Genomic DNA, 15,710 nt, shown 5'->3' on the forward strand with positions numbered 1-15,710 from the left:
GAATCCGGGGTCGAGGGTCACAGAAACAAGGCGCAGGGTACGACAAGCCGGCCGGTAAGTTTGCGGCCATTGGTGGTAGTTTATTACAAAATATCGTGATTACCTTTGTAGGCGATTGGCAGTGAAACCGATGGGAACGGAACAGCAATCAGGAGGCAGGGGCACACACGTACAGAAACCTGCGGTTACAGCAGTTAACGTAACATTTTTATGTTGAAGAGTTATCAGGGGTTAATTTCAAAATTAAAGACTCACAAAACAATTATAAGTAGCTTTGGTTATCTGAGTATACTTCAGGTGTTGAATATGGTAATGCCGCTGGTGTCATATCCATATTTGATCAGGGTCTTGGGTACCGAGTCTTACGGCCTGATTATCTATATTACGACTATCGCCTCCTATTTCTCAATATTGGTCAATTTTGGGTATCAATTAACGGCGACTAAGAAGGTCGCACAGAACAGGCACAGAATTGCGAAGCTAAATCAGATAGTTTCTGCCGTGATTATCAGCAAGGTTTTTTTGCTTCTGATATCCGCCGTAATATTTGCCGGGATGATTGCTGCATTTGACGTTTTATCGTCCAATAAAATGCTTGCCATTATGTGTTTTGCCGTTTGTGTAAACGAAGTAATATTTCCTAGCTGGTTTTTCCAGGGGATGGAGAAGATGAAGCATATCACGGTGATAAATGTCGTCAGCCGTATCGCATCTCTAGGGCTAATATTCCTGTTTGTAAAAAGTCCGGGCGATTATTTACTGGTTCCCATTTTCAATTTTTTGGGTGCATTTGGCGGTGCTGCTTACGGCTGGTATAATATGACACAACGTTATTCGATCAGGCTCCTTGTTCAACCTTATCGCCGCATTAGACATTACCTGCTTGAAAGCTGGCCCGTATTCGCTACCACTATCACTGGAATTGTGAAGGACAGAACAAACGTCATTTTTATAGGTGCGTTTTTAGGAAATAAGGAGGTTCTATACTATTACTTTGCTAATCGGATCGTTACCACGCTCCTGGCACTTTTTTATAATGTTTCGGCAGCGATTTTTCCGAATCTATCAAAATCCCGGAACCATCTGCTGCTCAATAAGGCCGTTAAGATGACTGCGTTGGCTGGTATATTCGTCGCGTTATCCATTGTGGTTTTAAGCAAATTTATAGTAACAGTTTATGGTGGAAAGGAAATGATACCTTCAATCCCAATTCTCCAGATATTATCCGTTATGCTGATAATCGTGCCTTTGACATCCCTCTTTGGATTGCCGTTAGTAATTAATGGTAAGTACGATCTCCTTTACAGGGGCTCTCTTTACTCAACGTCCGTTTATCTGATAACAATTTGCGTTCTATATGTAATGGAATGTATCAACATATATTCAGTGACCTTCGGATTGATCTTCATTTTAATGTTCGAATTGGCAAACAGGTATTATTTATGTAGGAAATCCGGATATGGGCATTGGATATTTTCAAAATAACCGGAATGGATATGAATCAGCCTAAGATATCGATTATTACCGTTTGCTTTAATAGTGAAAGCACCATCTCTGAGACGATTGAAAGTGTTTTAAATCAGGATTTTGGCGACTTTGAGTACATATTGGTGGACGGCGGATCGAAGGATAATACGTTGAATATCATTGCAGGATATGCCGATAAATTCCATGAAAAAGGCTTAGGATACTCATTTAGAAGCGAGCCGGATCGAGGTATCTATGATGCAATGAATAAGGGTATTTCCAAGGCCAGAGGGGAACTAATAGGGATCATAAATTCCGACGATTGGTATGAGTTATCCACGCTAGGGAAGGTTTGGAAGGCATATTCCGGATTGGAAGAGAAATGTAACACGGTCATATATGGGATGATACGTCTGTGGAAGCAGAATATGGAATATGCCATCCGGCGGTATCATCATAATTTCGTGACGACCGAGGTGATCCAACATCCTACCTGCTTCGTACCCAAGGTCGTTTATGAGAAATACGGAATGTTTAATCCGGATTTTCGGGTATGCGGCGACTTTGACCTATTAAACCGCCTTCATGCAAATAACGTCGCTTTTAACAACATTGACGAGGTTTTAACCAATTTCCGTATCGGCGGTGCAACTTCTTTGCATACACTAACTGCCGCTGCCGAAGGCCTTGAAGTGAAAAGAAGTTTCGGGACAATCGGTGAGGAAGAATACAAGGCGGCGATTTGGCGTATCAAGTTACGGAAAATGCTAAGAAAGTATTTTAGACGGGGCTAAGTTTTGGCGTTCAACCCAGCGTTTTAATAAGCATCAAAATTCAATGGACATAAGTCAAATGTTAAGCTATACATACAAAGCCTCTAAAAGGGAAATAAAGAACTGGCGAAATGCTTTTCGCTCGAAACAAAAATTGTCTGCAAATGTAAGCCTGGAAAGGATTGGCTTGATGGACCCTTCGATCGGAACCAGTAATATGGGCGACTACATTATTCAGGATGCGGTCAGAAGGAACATTAGGGAAATTTTTCCTACCTCATTTGTGTCTTCCTATCCGACTCAATTGAGCCGGAAGATGGATGCTATTAAATTGATGCAGGACCAGGATATAATCCTGATTGGGGGTACCAATCTTTTGGCTTCCAACATGGATAGCCGTTTTCAATGGAAAGTTACTCCCCGGGACAGTTATTTTTTGGCCAATAAAATGGTTTTATTCGGCACCGGCTGGTGGCAATATCAGGACGCTCCCAATGACTATACCAGAAATCTTTTTTCCGGCCTTCTAAGTAAGAAATTTATCCATTCGGTACGCGATTCGTACACAGCCGCTAAACTTAAATCGATCGGCATAGAGAATGTAGTTAATACTACCTGTCCTACGTTGTGGAGCATAAGCAAGCAACATTCCGAGTTGGTACCTGTTAGGAAAGCGAAAGATGTGGTTACCACACTTACTTTCTATAATAAGGATCATGAGAAGGACGCAGCATTAATTAAACTTCTGCAGAAGCATTATGAGAATGTCTATGTGTGGATCCAGGGATATGAGGATATGCATTATCTGCGGGAGATAGCTCCGGGTATGGAGAGGATTTTACTTGTTAATCCTGATTTGCATTTTTACGACGAATTGTTGGAAAGCCATCCGGATCTCGACTATGTGGGCACCCGACTGCATGCGGGAATCAGGGCAATTCAAAAGAAGAAACGTACACAAATCGTTGCGGTCGACAACAGGGCTTATGAGATTAGTAAGGACACAAATCTGAATGTCATCCGACGAGCGGAGCTGGATAGATGTAGTGATTTTATCGTTAATGACTATATAACCGATATCAGACTTCCCGAGGAAGAGATTGCACTTTGGAAGAGTCAGTTCGTTGGGCGGTAATTGGAATTCGGATGAAAATACTTTGGTTTTGTAATACTCCTTCACTTTACAAAAATATTCAGCATGGTTATAACGGAGGCGGATGGATGTCTTCGTTGGAAAGAGCCATGTCGAGTGTTCCGGATTTGGAGCTTGGTATTTGCTTCTTACTGGCAGGTAGTGAGGAGTTTAAAGTTAAAGAGGGGAGCACTACCTATTATCCAGTCTCCCTGTACAATAGCAAATACAAGCGAATCAAGCGTGCTTTTTTTTCAGCTACTTCAGATGAAACGGAGACGGGGAGATATTTGGAAGTTATAAATGACTTTGAGCCTGACATAATCCATATTTTTGGTAGTGAGCAGGCATTTGGACTTGTCCAGGGTCGTACGCAAATTCCCGTCGTTATTCACATCCAGGGAATCCTAATACCCTATCTGAATGCGATGTTTGCTCCTGGCACCAATGCTTTGGACTATTTTCGACATCTTGGATTGAGGTCTGGAATTACCCGATTGAAGGATTTGTCCGTATTTGCACACAACGCTCGTCGCGAGGAAAAAATCCTGAGATTATGCCGGTATTTTATGGGCAGAACGGAGTGGGACAATACGGTAGCCAGATATTACGCGCCGCACTCTCAATATTTTTATTGCAGTGAGATGCTACGTTCGATTTTTTACGAGGCAGCTCCCTGGAGCAAACCCAGTAATAGTATTTTACAACTCGCAACCACGATTTCAGGGACGGATTACAAAGGTTTCGATCTAATTTTGAAAACGGCGCGTTTGTTGCAGGGTATCGAGGGACTTCGGTTCGAATGGAAGGTGTTCGGAATCATGGATTTTCCATTTTGGGAGAGAAAACTGAAGACAAGGCCTGACGAGGTTGGTTTGCAACTGATGGGAGTGGCCTCTCCGGAGGCGCTGGTCGCGCATTTGCAAAAGTCGGACATGTTCATACATCCTTCTTATATCGATAATAGTCCGAATAGTGTCTGTGAAGCCCAATATCTAGGCGTGCCGGTAATTTCGACAAATGTGGGCGGGATATCCAGCCTTATAACCGATGGGGAAAGCGGGTTGTTAGTGCCGGCAAACGATCCTTTCGCGCTTGTAGGCAAAATCATGAAAATTGCCGGCGATCATGATCTGGCTATTCGAATAGGAGAAAGGGCCAGAACCGTGGCCATCGCACGGCATGATCCTGACCGCATCGTGGCACAGAATCTGGCTGCATACAACTCGATCTTTGAAGCAAACCGAAAATGATATTAAGAGAATTGAATTTTTTCTTAAAGAGGATCAGAGCCCGCAGCGCTTCGTTGCTATCTCCTGTCCTCACCCGCTGGAGGTTCAGCCTGAATGGGGTTGAGTACAAGAGCTTCACGTGCCGTGGAGTACCGATCGTGGAAGTGGATCGGAGCGGTAAATTGACGATCGGTGAAAACTTTACTTTTTACAGCGGTACCCGGCACAACATGATCGGCCGACAGCAGCCTTGCTATTTTATTGTGAACAAAAACGCAGTTCTTCGGATAGGCAACAATGTAGGCATCAGCTGTGCGGCGATTGTCTGTCATAATAGCGTCACAATTGAAGATAATGTAAAAATTGGAGGAGGCGTGGTGATATATGACACCGACTTTCATTCGTTGAATGCGTCCGAGCGCAACGGCATTCCGGAGAACTTTGATAATGTTAAAACCAATCCGGTGCATATCAAGTCTGGAGCATTCATCGGCTCTCACGCAACCATTCTTAAAGGGGTAACAGTCGGAGAAAATTCGATAGTAGCTTCAGGGTCCGTCGTTGTAAAGTCTATTCCGGATTTTGAGATTTGGGGTGGGAATCCTGCCAGGTTTATTAGAGTAATAGATGCCTGAAAAAACAAGGGTGACAATTTTGCCACCCCCACTGAAATGCTTGAAATATAGTTGTTACGGCTGTACTGTCCAGGTTCCAATTATTTCCTTGATAAACCAGCTATTATCCAGGGTCTTTTTCAAAACAATTTTGCTGCCTACTACTTTGCTGGTGATGTATTTTCCGTTTACGGGCGACAAGGGAACGATATTGTCTGTTGCGTTAGGATAAATTGTCACAATTTGAGGCGAGCGTACTTCCACCGTTATTTCAGGAAATCCCGCGTTTACTTTCCCCAAAGTCAGGTTTCTGGTGCCCGTCGATGTCTGATTAGTGTATAATGGCTTGTAATAGGTATAGTCAGCTATACTATTGCCGGTGGCAAACTCATGGACCATCGAATTGTAGCGATCCGACAGCAGGATCTCGGCATTGGCTATCATGTTGGTGCCTGGGAAGAAGGAGCCGACCTTTATAGGGTCTATGATGCTACAGTTAAGGATCTTGTTATTTGGGCTAGCCCAATCCTTGAAACTAAATGCTCTTTGGGTCAGCATCGGCGTTCTTAAATCCATTATTTTCGGATTAATAATATGGATGTTGCCCAGGTTTGTATCACCGACATCTGCGGCCTCCCGGTGAACGTAAAAGGCGGCGCCGGCCGTAGGAGAAGTACTCGCACTCGTGTTACAGTTGATCACTGTCGGGTTCAAAAGGGTAACGGCACATGCGCGATAGCCCCAGTTCCGAGCGACGAAGCCGCAAAGGCGCGAGTTTTTCCATGTGGGACTTTCAATCGTGACTGATCCCCCCAAAACGCTTTTACCTGAATTTACCAGCAATCCATATTGGCTGCCGTCGTCGATATGGTTGGTGATGTAGACTTCAATCATCCGATCAGAACCCGAGAGCATGCCAGGGTTGACGACGATCCCAGGACCAGTATTTCCACCAGTGGTTACATTTTGAACCCGAACACCCTCAAGTCGGTTTTCGGCCGAGTTTATCTCCATATTTAGGCCGGCCTGGGGGCCTTCTCCTTTGGTATTGGTCAGAACGGCGTTGCTGATTTCAATGTTTTTGCCTGTGGTTAACGCGAGACCATGCCTTCTGTTATTGTTCGCACTGACATTCGCTATTCTAATATTCTCGCTCACTTTCCTGACGCTTCCTGCTCCAATGTAGAAACCGTCACCACCACTATCATTGGCGGCCATTCCTTCGAGCGAAGCATTGAAGACACCTTCAAGGGAGAAAATGTGCCTGTACTGCCCGCTTGTGTAATTCTCGCGATGATCTTTAAAAGTAACACCATGTGCTCTGATGATAATATTGTTGACATCGTACATGTAAATCAACTTCTCACTGGTACCCAGCGTCCCCAACCCTTCGACAACCGTCCCCTCTTCGAAATTTAATGTGGTATTGCTTAATAGTCTCAGCGTCTTTATACGATAGGAGCCAGCACCTTTTGGGAAGAAAACATTCCGGTATTTGGCGCTGTATAAAATCGCCTGCAACACCGCCGTCTGATCAGTAGTGCCGTCGGCAACAGCCCCAAACCAGGTTACGTTAACGGCACCTTCATAAACGCGCTCGTAGCGTCGGCCTCCGCCTAAAATAGTCATGGCACCGTCGTCGGGAGAAGTCGATGACGCATTATACCGGAACAGTCCATATTTGCCATTATCAGTAATGAAGACAGCTCTGGCTGTATCCGCAGCTCCTGCCCGAACCTGGCTGATGCTCAAATAAGGAACATATCCTGGCGTTCCGGTCAGAGCGATTCTTGCGTTAGCGTCATCCGCAACGGGAAGACCATCTTCAGTCTTAAAGGATAGCGTGGCGACTTGTATAAATGTGCTTTGGTTATCAGCCTTCTGATGACTTCTGAGAAGTTGGAAGACGCCGTCGTTCGCATCCCTCGTAAACTTTCCCTTAACCGTGTATGAAACATAAGGCTTTGTTGAAGAAAGCTCAGCACCTGCAAAATCCGAAAAACTTCCGCCGGTTTGCTGAAATCCATCCGGTAATACAAGTTTGAGCCGAAATGAATTGGCACCTTCAAAGACGAAAGCCGTATTTGCCGGAATGTACATGTAACTCGCTTTAATACTGATCTCAAACTCCTCATTAACAGCAACATTGGTTGCAGATGTGCTGATAGAGAATTTTATTGGATCGATTTTCGGAGAAGCATCGAGTTTGTTCTGTAAAAATGTAAATATTGTAAGTAGTAGAAAAATAAAATAAATTCTCATAATTGTGTATATTGGCTTCTGTATTGTAACACGAATTACGACAAAAATTTAAAATAATTCTACATATTTTGTAACAAATTTTTCTTTTAGTGCCAAAACGACGAATGGCCGGCATTTTTGCCGGCCATTCGTCGTTTTGGTTTGTGTAATATGCTGATAATGGCTACTTAGGCTTCGAGTTGCTCAATAAGAGAGTCCTTATACTCTTCCCTGGAAAGAAAATTTTTATGACACTTTGTAGAAATCCTTAGATAGGTATTTGGATTAGCTATTACTTCGCTAATCTTACCAATATCGTTTTTCCATACTGCCTCATCAAAAATGTTGATAAAGATAGCCGACTCCATGTCGCGCGCATAATGGACGATTTCACCGACGGGCGAGACGACACACACAAGACCGTGCTGCATCGCTTCCGCGACGCTCATCGCCATACCTTCGAACGAACTAAGCTGGAGGTAAAAATGGTACCGGTGAAAAAGGTCACTCCTCTGGCTGCTGGGAACTTCTCCCATGAACCTTATGTGTTCTTGAAGATTGGCTTGGCTAATCCGCTCAATGGCCTCCTGGCCATCGCCATCATTTCGCCCATAAATGTCAAGTGTCGCAGGTATTGACATTCCACGTAAAGTTTCTATCACGCTGACCATCAATGGCAAGTTTTTTACCTTGTTGATCCTGCCAAGAAACATAAATCTGACGCTCTCATCCGGCTTGGGAATATTACTTGTGATCTTCTCCGGTGCTTTTTGTGTCAGGAACGAAACAATTTTTACAGGTGCTTTCGGCCGTAGTTTTTCCTGAACAAAGTTACTTGTCGCAATTCCGTCCGTGAGTATTACGTCGGCAGTTTTAGCGGCCATTCGGGTGAAGAATGATGAAAAGAAATGCGGGAAGCGTGTACTATGGTTAAAGGAATAGAACTTTACTCTGCTGTTGCCCAGTTTGACCAGCGTGCCCACCATTGATGCTCGCCATAATGAGCAAATAAGTAAATCGGGGCGGTGCTCCGAGACCTTTCGCAATATTTTGGGCAGAATAACAGGATAAAGGAAGAGTGGATAGTCAAATGCGGTAAAAACCTGCTTTTCTTCAGCGCTCAAATGTGCCACCATCGAATCATTAACGGTACCCAGCACGATAACCTGAAGATGATATTTTTTGTGTAGAGCGGGCAGTGCCGAGATAAATGCAACCTCGACCCCGCCGACTGCTATATCATGCAGAATGTAAGTAACTCTTTTTTTGGATTCCAACTCAGGGTGTATATAATGCTAATTAATAGATAATTTGTTGCTTTTGTTGGCCAGGTCAATCGTCCTGTTGATTGCTTTATCCCCACTTTTATTTTTTAGTCCAAACGCTTTTCCCTGGCGTACGAATTTGAGGTTGGAAAGTGTATATTTCACACCGCCTTTTCTTGCTTCCTCATGACCATGCAGGAAATAGTAGTCGTACTTTTCCTTCTTCGTGTCGCGAATGATGGTAGCATTGTTAATCGTGAATGTCCCGTTAATGTCCTTAGTGTCATACTTTTCCATACTGCCGCTAGCGACATCAAAGGAAGCTCCGTAACACGCAGGATCGTCGTTCAGGTCTTTCCAGTTATTGATCGAAATACTGATGTTATTCGGGCCGCATGTATTCTTGGTATAAATGGCGTAAAAGTTAGTGGTGGCGACTACTGGTCCCAGGTTATTTTTTGTTTCCAGATTGGTGAATTTACAGTTAATATACTTACTCGTGCAATCATTTGGCTCGAAGGACAGCGCAGTCTGCGGCTTTACAACTTTTGACTGGTCTTTTTCTCCGGTTCCTTCGATGTAAATATTGCGGAAATCACCGTTCTCTATTCCCGTGATAAGCATACCCACGCGGCTGGCGTTCACAATAGTGGCTTTGTTGATGACAATATTTTTACTTTGCTTGTTCCAATGCGTTCTGACGGTGAGGCCATCCCCGGAGTTCTTCGTAATGGTAGCATTCAGCACAGTCACTTTAGTTGGGGCGTACATCGCAATGCCCGCGCCATAAGGGGAAGGCTTGTAGTCGGCATTCACCTTACTTCCCCTTAGATTGATCCCATCGATAAAAACGTCAGACACTGCCCAGGACACGAACACCATGTAGCCGTTTGTTTTCATATCGGTGGGACAAACCAGCTCACTGCCTTTGGGGAAGTACAGTCTGTTTCCGGAATTGACGACCAAATGGCTCCGGTAACTCTTAAATGAATCGTCGATGCCAATGGTAAGCGCATACGGAGGGAATTTGACGTATTTGTTCTCCTTCAGAAATTTGTTGATATGCGGCGAATAATTGAAGCCTTCGACGATTTTGCCGTTATTCAGACTTTTGAGGAATGGTTCGATCTCGACGCCATATTTAATGGTACTGTCTCGGATAACTTGCTGCTTATCTGCGCCGTAAGTATCTAAGATCGTGAAGAGAGTGAGTACAAAGCATGCGTACAATGAATACCTTTTCATAGTCAAAAAGCTTGAATTAGTGAAAAAAAACCGTTTCCGAAATTGGCTTAGAGAAGGTTACTATAACCGAAAGAACGGAAATTTTTCTTTTGGTATTGCCGTTTTCCGGTGATAAAAGTCATCTCTAGGTGTTTATCCGTAATTTTCATGCCTTCACATCACCGATAATATCCAGCATTTGACCATGAACTGAAAAAATTTTAACATTCGTGTGGCATTTCGTAATTTCAGCGCCAGTGCTTCCCCGATGTTAATAATTTTTGGACTCTTTCGGTTTATTGCTGCTAGCGATAATAATAATATCACCTCACTATGAAAATTGCTTACACTACTATCTACGATGCACAGGATATCCATAAATGGTCGGGATTGGGTTATATGATCGCAAATGCACTAGAGCGCCAGGGTAACGAAATCGATTTCATAGGAGGCCTGAAGTCGAGTCCTGCCATAGATATGTATCTGAAGAAGCTGTATTTCAAAATTCTTCGAAAGGATTTTGATTTCGGAAGAGAACCACATACGGCATCGGAATACGGGAAGCAAATCAAGGCGCTTTTAAAAGATGATACGGATATTATCTTTTCTCCGGGGACCATTCCTATTTCCTTGTTAGAAACCAACAAGCCGAAGGTTTTTTATACCGATGCTACGTTCGCGGGTATGATCGGATTTTATAAGGATTTTTCAAACCTTTCTTCCGAAACCATCAAACACGGCAATTTTCTGGAAAAAGCCGGGCTCGAGTCTGCCAGGCTGGCTATTTATTCTTCCGACTGGGCTGCGCAAAGCGCTATCAAACATTATGGTGTAAATCCGGAGAAAGTCAAAGTCGTTCCTTTCGGTGCGAACCTTGAATCCAGTCGTTCGCTGGATGATGTGAAACAAATGGTTTCGCGCAGACCTCAAAACGAATGCCACTTGTTGTTCTTAGCGGTGAACTGGGAGCGTAAGGGAGGAGATATAGCCGTAAAAATAGCCGGGAAACTGAATGAGGTGGGCATTAAGACGATCTTACATGTGGCGGGCATAAAAGAGATCCCCATGGAAACCATACCATCATTTGTTGTTAACCACGGTTTCATCAGCAAATCAAATAAAGAAGGGCAGCAATTGATCAACAAGCTGCTGTCGACCAGTCATTTTTTGCTACTCCCGACTCGCGCTGATTGTACCCCGGTAGTTTTCTCAGAAGCGAATTCATTTGGCCTGCCTTGCATCACTACCAATGTAGGCGGGATTCCGACGATCATCAGGGACGATGTTAATGGAAAGACATTCCCGTTGGATGCGAGCGTAGAGAGCTATGCAGGTTACATTCAATCGGTATTCGAAGACAAGAAGCGTTATGCTGATTCCGCCGCTTCCTCCTTTCATGAATACGAAAGCAGGCTCAATTGGGATATTGCCGGCAAAACGATTAATGATTTAATGAAGGATCTTTAACGCCCGGGCAGGTAACGTCAAATATGCCGGGATAATTTTGCGTTTCGTTGCTTCAAACGGTTTGATTGAGCTGTTGCGTAAGATTTGCGGGGCTCATGTAATGATACTTCAGTTTTCTGATGTTATCGGTGAAACGTCGGTACTGGTCATCAAAATAGCTGTCTCCACGTTCAATGAGTGATATAATATGTTCATTAAGTTCCTCGGCAGTGTCAAAAGCCCGTCCGATCTCACCCGTTATCGTCACGTAATGATCGAAGTAATCGTTCCGTACATACAGCAGCGGTATTTCCATGTTAATGGCATCCCAAAATGCACCGCTCGAGCACATGGAATAGTCCCTGTTATCGTAGTAAAAAACGCAGTAATCCGAGTTGCTCACCACTGTTTCCAGCTCTTTGCGACTGTACGAACCAAAATCCTTTTTGTAATTGACGAAATCGTTCAGGTACGGAACCATGTTTTTATAAACCCGTCCTCCAACAATAAATTTGCATTTCTGGGTTAACCCAAGTTGCGACGCTTTTAATGCTGCCATGAACAGATATTGCGAATTCTTGAAAATTGACGCAACCCCCAGAGAGGAGAAGGTAATGGTTTCGTTTGGCGAAAACTTCTCCGGTCGTCGGGAAAAGGGATAAGGATGGTCGAGGATGATCGTATTCTGGTCCGTAAATGACGGCAGCACCTTTAAAAGGTTATCGTAAATGCTTTTCCCCAGAATAATGTAACTTAGGTTTGGGCGCTGTGTGGTGAGTGCTTTTAACAAAAACCATCCCCAAATTTTATTTAGAAAATGCTTATTGAATTTTAGGGATTCCAGCTCACCGTGCATCACTACCGAAATTTTTTGATCAGTAGGTGCAAATTTTTTCAAAAGAAAATGAGCAAAGGGATGTATAAGAAGTACATATATCTGAGTCACCGTCCTACCTTTTGCCGAGCGGATTACTCCTAATAGCGCCTTGAACTGGTAATATGCACGAATAAACTCCCGAAGTCCACCTCTCTTGTCATACACGTAGATAGCATTCGACTCAATTCCCGGAGCCGACCGGGATAAAATGACCTTCCCGTGGTTCTTTTCAGCAAAGAAAGCGATCGGCGTGCCGGGGTTATTTTGCCGTAACAGTTCTATAAACGATTTATTGAACTGTTCGTGCTGAACGTAAATCGAGGAAATATCCGCAACATAAATCATCCTGAAAGTATCGCTTATGAATCAAAAATTGTCCGGTACGGGATCAACGACCCGTCTTCACTACCTGAAAGCGTCGTGTAAAACTTGAAAAATGAAAAAGCAACTATTATCGAAATGATAATGATTTTTTGTGTCCTGTTGGCAAGTGAATATGCCATGGGTATAATCAGGATCTGGCAAATGTCGTAAGGTCGGGCTAGGCGGCTGAAAACAAGGTTAATAGGTGTAAAAATAATATACATGATAATTCCCGTGATGTAGATATTGAATATGCCGTTATAATGACTGTTCCCATCCGACTTATAGTTTACAAAACCGATGCAAATCATCAGGAACAGAAAACGACCGGATAGTCCTTTCAATAGCGCAACATATGGATTATCAGCCCGTACCGCGATGAGGCCCATCTCCATGTAGTGCTCCGTTTTATGCGCTGAAATGAGCGGTCCGAGGGTGATAATAAGCCTTTCGGACATCAATACACAAAATATAACCCCGATGAGCACAACGACCACCTTAACCGTGTTCCATTTAAACGTATAGAGAAAGTATGCAGGCAGGAACATGACAGCCGAGTTGTGGATTAACGCCGCCGTTAGTACTGTCGCAAAAAACTTGAAAGGGGATCTTTCCGTGATAAATATGATGGAAAAGAATGTCAACGCAATGGACAAGTCTTGCCTTACGCCGAAACCACTGCCCACCACGCTGTAAGATATCAATAGAAACAGCGAAAATAATGGGAAAGGGCTCAGTTTATATAGGCTGGTATACGTAAAGAAAACGATGAAGGAGGCGCAGAAAAATAGAAATGGTGTTTCGTCTGTATTGGTAAGGGCCTTGACAGTCCGGACAAGCACCTCATATCCGATCTCCATGCCCGACAATCCCCAAATCCTTTGCTCGATCGTTTTATAATAGTAGTGGTATTGCGGCCAGTCAGTGCCTGTTTCCCACCTTATTCCCGCGAACACGATCATGGTCAGACCCAAAATGCCCATCAAAAAAAGTATAACGCTTTTTCTCCTCCCCGACACAAATACATTGAAGGTCGAAAAAAGAAAGAAAATAGAGTATATAACAAGATAAATGGCCATTGTTTCTTTTCCTTGGCTTGTGCGTGCTTTTAAGTCGTTGCCGATGCAATCGAGATGCTGTCAGCCATCAGGGAATTATTAATTTTTTAGAATTCCTCGTATTCTGTTTTTCCATTCTACGCCGAAGGCTTTGATAATAAGGTCGATAACTAGCAGCTTGAACGCGGAAACGTGCCATGAAAATGGCGGTATGGAACGGTACATCTTGTTTTTGATCTGGGCTTTTCGTGTATCCCGCAGCAAATCTATTTTGCTTGCTGTAAAACTTATGCCGTCTGCCCGCATTTTGGCAATCATCACCGGGAAAAAGGTAGCTTCATGATCTTTCAAGTGCCTGAGCAAAAAGTCATAATCACCTGCGATCCTGAAATTCTTATCAAAGCACCCGTTCACGAAAAGCTTTCGGGAGTGGAAGGTTGCCTGATGCGGAATACACATCGCCACCTCCCTGAACCGTTTTTTTAGCGATCCCCATTCAGCTCCGTAGGTTTTCTCCGATTGATCCGGATATATAAAGCCAACCTGCCCATATGCGATCTGGTGAGTTGAATTGCGAAGATAGGGTACGGCCTCCTCAATCACCGTAGGGCTTAAAAGGTAATCATCGGAGTGAATAAATAGCAGCCAATCTCCGCTGGAAGCTCTGACCCCCTTATTCATTGCATCGTAAATGCCACTATCGGGCTCAGAAACCCAGAAAGAAATCTGATCCTGGTATTTTTTTATGATTTCAATCGTCCTATCCGTAGAGTTGCCATCAATTATAAGATATTCTATATTTTGATAGCTTTGATTTACGATGCTCTTGATTGTGTGTTCAATGTGCTGTTCTCCATTCCGAACAACTGTAATGATGGATATCTTAGGGGAAAGATTCATTGGATCTGATTGCTCGTTTCATTTCTTTGGCGACGGGCTTGTATTCAAAGCTCGCCTAGATATCCGCCAATAACTTCAAATGAAATTTTTCCTTGAAGAAAACAATGTAGAACATAGTAAGCACCGCACCAATGACACCAAAAATAAATCCGATCGTAAGACGTTTTGGGCTACTTCTGGAAGTAGGAACTTTCGTCGGTTCGAGTACCTTAAAAACAGGTCTTTCTTCTTTCACTTTGATCCTCGCCTGTTCAAGTTTCACAATCAGATCGGAATATATGGATTGCGCAAGGGTATATTCGGCCTGTAAACGTTGTTCTTCGATCCTGGCCACATTTAAATAAGCGCTCCTGTTGTGATCGCGATAGCTTTGTAGCGCATATTCCGCATTTTGCTGGCGTTTTTTAGCCTCGGTGACCCTACTTTCCAGAAAAATTGCCTGCTCGCTAGTTTTGGATGTGCGGTAATCTTCGACATAGTTGACGAGGTAGTTTTTACTTGCTTCCACAACTATCGCGGCAACAACCGGATCGGTTAACTCACTTTCCAAGGTTATAATGCCATTCTTGCTATCGACGTTTGTTCGCACGAGGCCTATTGCACCAGAGATACGGCTTTGTTCCTGAGTCGACAGGGACATAATACCGGGCGAAGGGATTGATACAGGAGGTCCTGATTTTGTTGGAGGACTTGACTTAAAAATGGATGTCAACTTAGATAGAAGACTTACGGAGGTGTCACGTGCCATGTATTCTTTCAGGGATTCGTATTTCCTTCCGTTCACGTCAGTAATTTTTTCTTTCAGGAGATACTGGCCGAAAGGTGTACTGCTAAGAATGTTTGGGTACAGTTCGGGAACGAGTTTCTCCGCGCCGGTCCTATCACTTCCCATGGCCATGCTGAAAAACGAGTTATCGTTCCCCATGCTATATTCAGGCAGCAGGATAGTTTGCGCCGTGTATTTTTTGGTCACAGAAAAGCTGAAAGCGATACCAAGGATTCCACACACAACCGCTGAACCGATCACGAGCAAAATGTACTTTTTTGCGAATCTGATCAGGTCTTTCAGGCTGACCTCGAGTGGATCTTTGTTAGGTATACTGAGATGATCAGTCATA

13 protein-coding genes are annotated in these 15,710 nt (G+C 43.7%); 6 read left to right on the top strand and 7 right to left on the bottom strand.

What is annotated here, in order from left to right:
- Window positions 1-210 precede the first annotated feature (210 nt).
- The 5 genes from LZD49_RS28660 to LZD49_RS28680 are packed head-to-tail and all read left to right on the top strand — an operon-like array spanning window position 211 to window position 5,239.
- A complete protein-coding gene (locus LZD49_RS28660; protein WP_234671328.1) occupies window positions 211-1,485 on the top strand; it encodes an oligosaccharide flippase family protein in 1,275 nt (424 codons plus the stop codon).
- Window positions 1,486-1,496: 11 nt separating this feature from the next.
- A complete protein-coding gene (locus tag LZD49_RS28665) occupies window positions 1,497-2,261 on the top strand; it encodes a glycosyltransferase family 2 protein (RefSeq protein ID WP_234671329.1) in 765 nt (254 codons plus the stop codon).
- A 58-nt stretch (window positions 2,262-2,319) separates the two neighbouring features.
- Entirely contained in the window at window positions 2,320-3,375 is a 1,056-nt protein-coding gene (locus LZD49_RS28670; RefSeq protein WP_234671330.1) for a polysaccharide pyruvyl transferase family protein, read from the top strand.
- A gap of 11 nt (window positions 3,376-3,386) precedes the next feature.
- Window positions 3,387-4,625, top strand: coding sequence for a glycosyltransferase (locus tag LZD49_RS28675; RefSeq protein WP_234671332.1), 1,239 nt, complete (start codon window positions 3,387-3,389; stop codon window positions 4,623-4,625).
- On the top strand, window positions 4,622-5,239 hold the full coding sequence (locus tag LZD49_RS28680) for an acyltransferase (protein ID WP_234671334.1): 618 nt from the start codon (window positions 4,622-4,624) through the stop codon (window positions 5,237-5,239). Before LZD49_RS28675 ends, LZD49_RS28680 begins: the two co-directional genes overlap by 4 nt.
- 54 nt (window positions 5,240-5,293) lie before the next feature.
- On the opposite strand, the gene LZD49_RS28685 is transcribed toward LZD49_RS28680, so the two are convergent.
- The 3 genes from LZD49_RS28685 to LZD49_RS28695 all read right to left on the bottom strand — a co-directional run bounded on the left by LZD49_RS28685 (window position 5,294) and on the right by LZD49_RS28695 (window position 9,969).
- Entirely contained in the window at window positions 5,294-7,480 is a 2,187-nt protein-coding gene (locus tag LZD49_RS28685) for a glycosyl hydrolase family 28-related protein (protein WP_234671336.1), read from the bottom strand.
- A gap of 167 nt (window positions 7,481-7,647) precedes the next feature.
- Entirely contained in the window at window positions 7,648-8,736 is a 1,089-nt protein-coding gene (locus tag LZD49_RS28690; protein WP_234671338.1) for a glycosyltransferase family 4 protein, read from the bottom strand.
- A gap of 18 nt (window positions 8,737-8,754) precedes the next feature.
- A complete protein-coding gene (locus LZD49_RS28695) occupies window positions 8,755-9,969 on the bottom strand; it encodes a hypothetical protein (protein ID WP_234671340.1) in 1,215 nt (404 codons plus the stop codon).
- 312 nt (window positions 9,970-10,281) lie between these two features.
- On the opposite strand from LZD49_RS28695, the gene LZD49_RS28700 reads away from it, so the two are divergent.
- Window positions 10,282-11,415, top strand: a complete 1,134-nt coding sequence (locus LZD49_RS28700; RefSeq protein ID WP_234671342.1) for a glycosyltransferase family 4 protein — start codon at window positions 10,282-10,284, stop codon at window positions 11,413-11,415.
- Between the two features lie 52 nt (window positions 11,416-11,467).
- Here LZD49_RS28700 and LZD49_RS28705 read toward each other — a convergent pair whose 3' ends face one another.
- The 4 genes from LZD49_RS28705 to LZD49_RS28720 all read right to left on the bottom strand — a co-directional run bounded on the left by LZD49_RS28705 (window position 11,468) and on the right by LZD49_RS28720 (window position 15,709).
- The gene (locus LZD49_RS28705) at window positions 11,468-12,616 is read right to left on the bottom strand and encodes a hypothetical protein (protein ID WP_234671344.1); all 1,149 of its coding nucleotides are present in this window, start codon (window positions 12,614-12,616) and stop codon (window positions 11,468-11,470) included.
- 14 nt (window positions 12,617-12,630) lie between these two features.
- Complete coding sequence (locus tag LZD49_RS28710; RefSeq protein WP_234671347.1) at window positions 12,631-13,713, bottom strand: EpsG family protein; 1,083 nt, start codon at window positions 13,711-13,713, stop codon at window positions 12,631-12,633.
- Between the two features lie 78 nt (window positions 13,714-13,791).
- Window positions 13,792-14,592 carry a glycosyltransferase family 2 protein gene (locus LZD49_RS28715; protein ID WP_234671349.1) on the bottom strand — a complete coding sequence of 267 codons (801 nt, stop codon included), beginning with the start codon at window positions 14,590-14,592 and terminating at the stop codon, window positions 13,792-13,794.
- A 55-nt stretch (window positions 14,593-14,647) separates the two neighbouring features.
- Complete coding sequence (locus LZD49_RS28720) at window positions 14,648-15,709, bottom strand: Wzz/FepE/Etk N-terminal domain-containing protein (protein WP_234671351.1); 1,062 nt, start codon at window positions 15,707-15,709, stop codon at window positions 14,648-14,650.
- Between the last annotated feature and the right edge of the window lies 1 nt (window position 15,710).

It is taken from the genome of Dyadobacter sp. CY261, assembly GCF_021440085.1.
Taxonomy (GTDB): Bacteria; Bacteroidota; Bacteroidia; order Cytophagales; family Spirosomataceae; genus Dyadobacter.

Excerpts from the sequence above, each read along its gene's own strand:
- LZD49_RS28660 (WP_234671328.1), top strand. The coding sequence starts at position 211 with ATGTTGAAGAGTTATCAGGGGTTAATTTCAAAATTAAAGACTCACAAA.
- LZD49_RS28665 (WP_234671329.1), top strand. The coding sequence starts at position 1,497 with ATGAATCAGCCTAAGATATCGATTATTACCGTTTGCTTTAATAGTGAA.
- LZD49_RS28670 (WP_234671330.1), top strand. The coding sequence starts at position 2,320 with ATGTTAAGCTATACATACAAAGCCTCTAAAAGGGAAATAAAGAACTGG.
- LZD49_RS28675 (WP_234671332.1), top strand. The coding sequence starts at position 3,387 with ATGAAAATACTTTGGTTTTGTAATACTCCTTCACTTTACAAAAATATT.
- LZD49_RS28680 (WP_234671334.1), top strand. The coding sequence starts at position 4,622 with ATGATATTAAGAGAATTGAATTTTTTCTTAAAGAGGATCAGAGCCCGC.
- LZD49_RS28685 (WP_234671336.1), bottom strand. The coding sequence starts at position 7,480 with ATGAGAATTTATTTTATTTTTCTACTACTTACAATATTTACATTTTTA.
- LZD49_RS28695 (WP_234671340.1), bottom strand. The coding sequence starts at position 9,969 with ATGAAAAGGTATTCATTGTACGCATGCTTTGTACTCACTCTCTTCACG.
- LZD49_RS28700 (WP_234671342.1), top strand. The coding sequence starts at position 10,282 with ATGAAAATTGCTTACACTACTATCTACGATGCACAGGATATCCATAAA.
- LZD49_RS28705 (WP_234671344.1), bottom strand. The coding sequence starts at position 12,616 with ATGATTTATGTTGCGGATATTTCCTCGATTTACGTTCAGCACGAACAG.
- LZD49_RS28710 (WP_234671347.1), bottom strand. The coding sequence starts at position 13,713 with ATGGCCATTTATCTTGTTATATACTCTATTTTCTTTCTTTTTTCGACC.
- LZD49_RS28715 (WP_234671349.1), bottom strand. The coding sequence starts at position 14,592 with ATGAATCTTTCCCCTAAGATATCCATCATTACAGTTGTTCGGAATGGA.
- LZD49_RS28720 (WP_234671351.1), bottom strand. The coding sequence starts at position 15,709 with ATGACTGATCATCTCAGTATACCTAACAAAGATCCACTCGAGGTCAGC.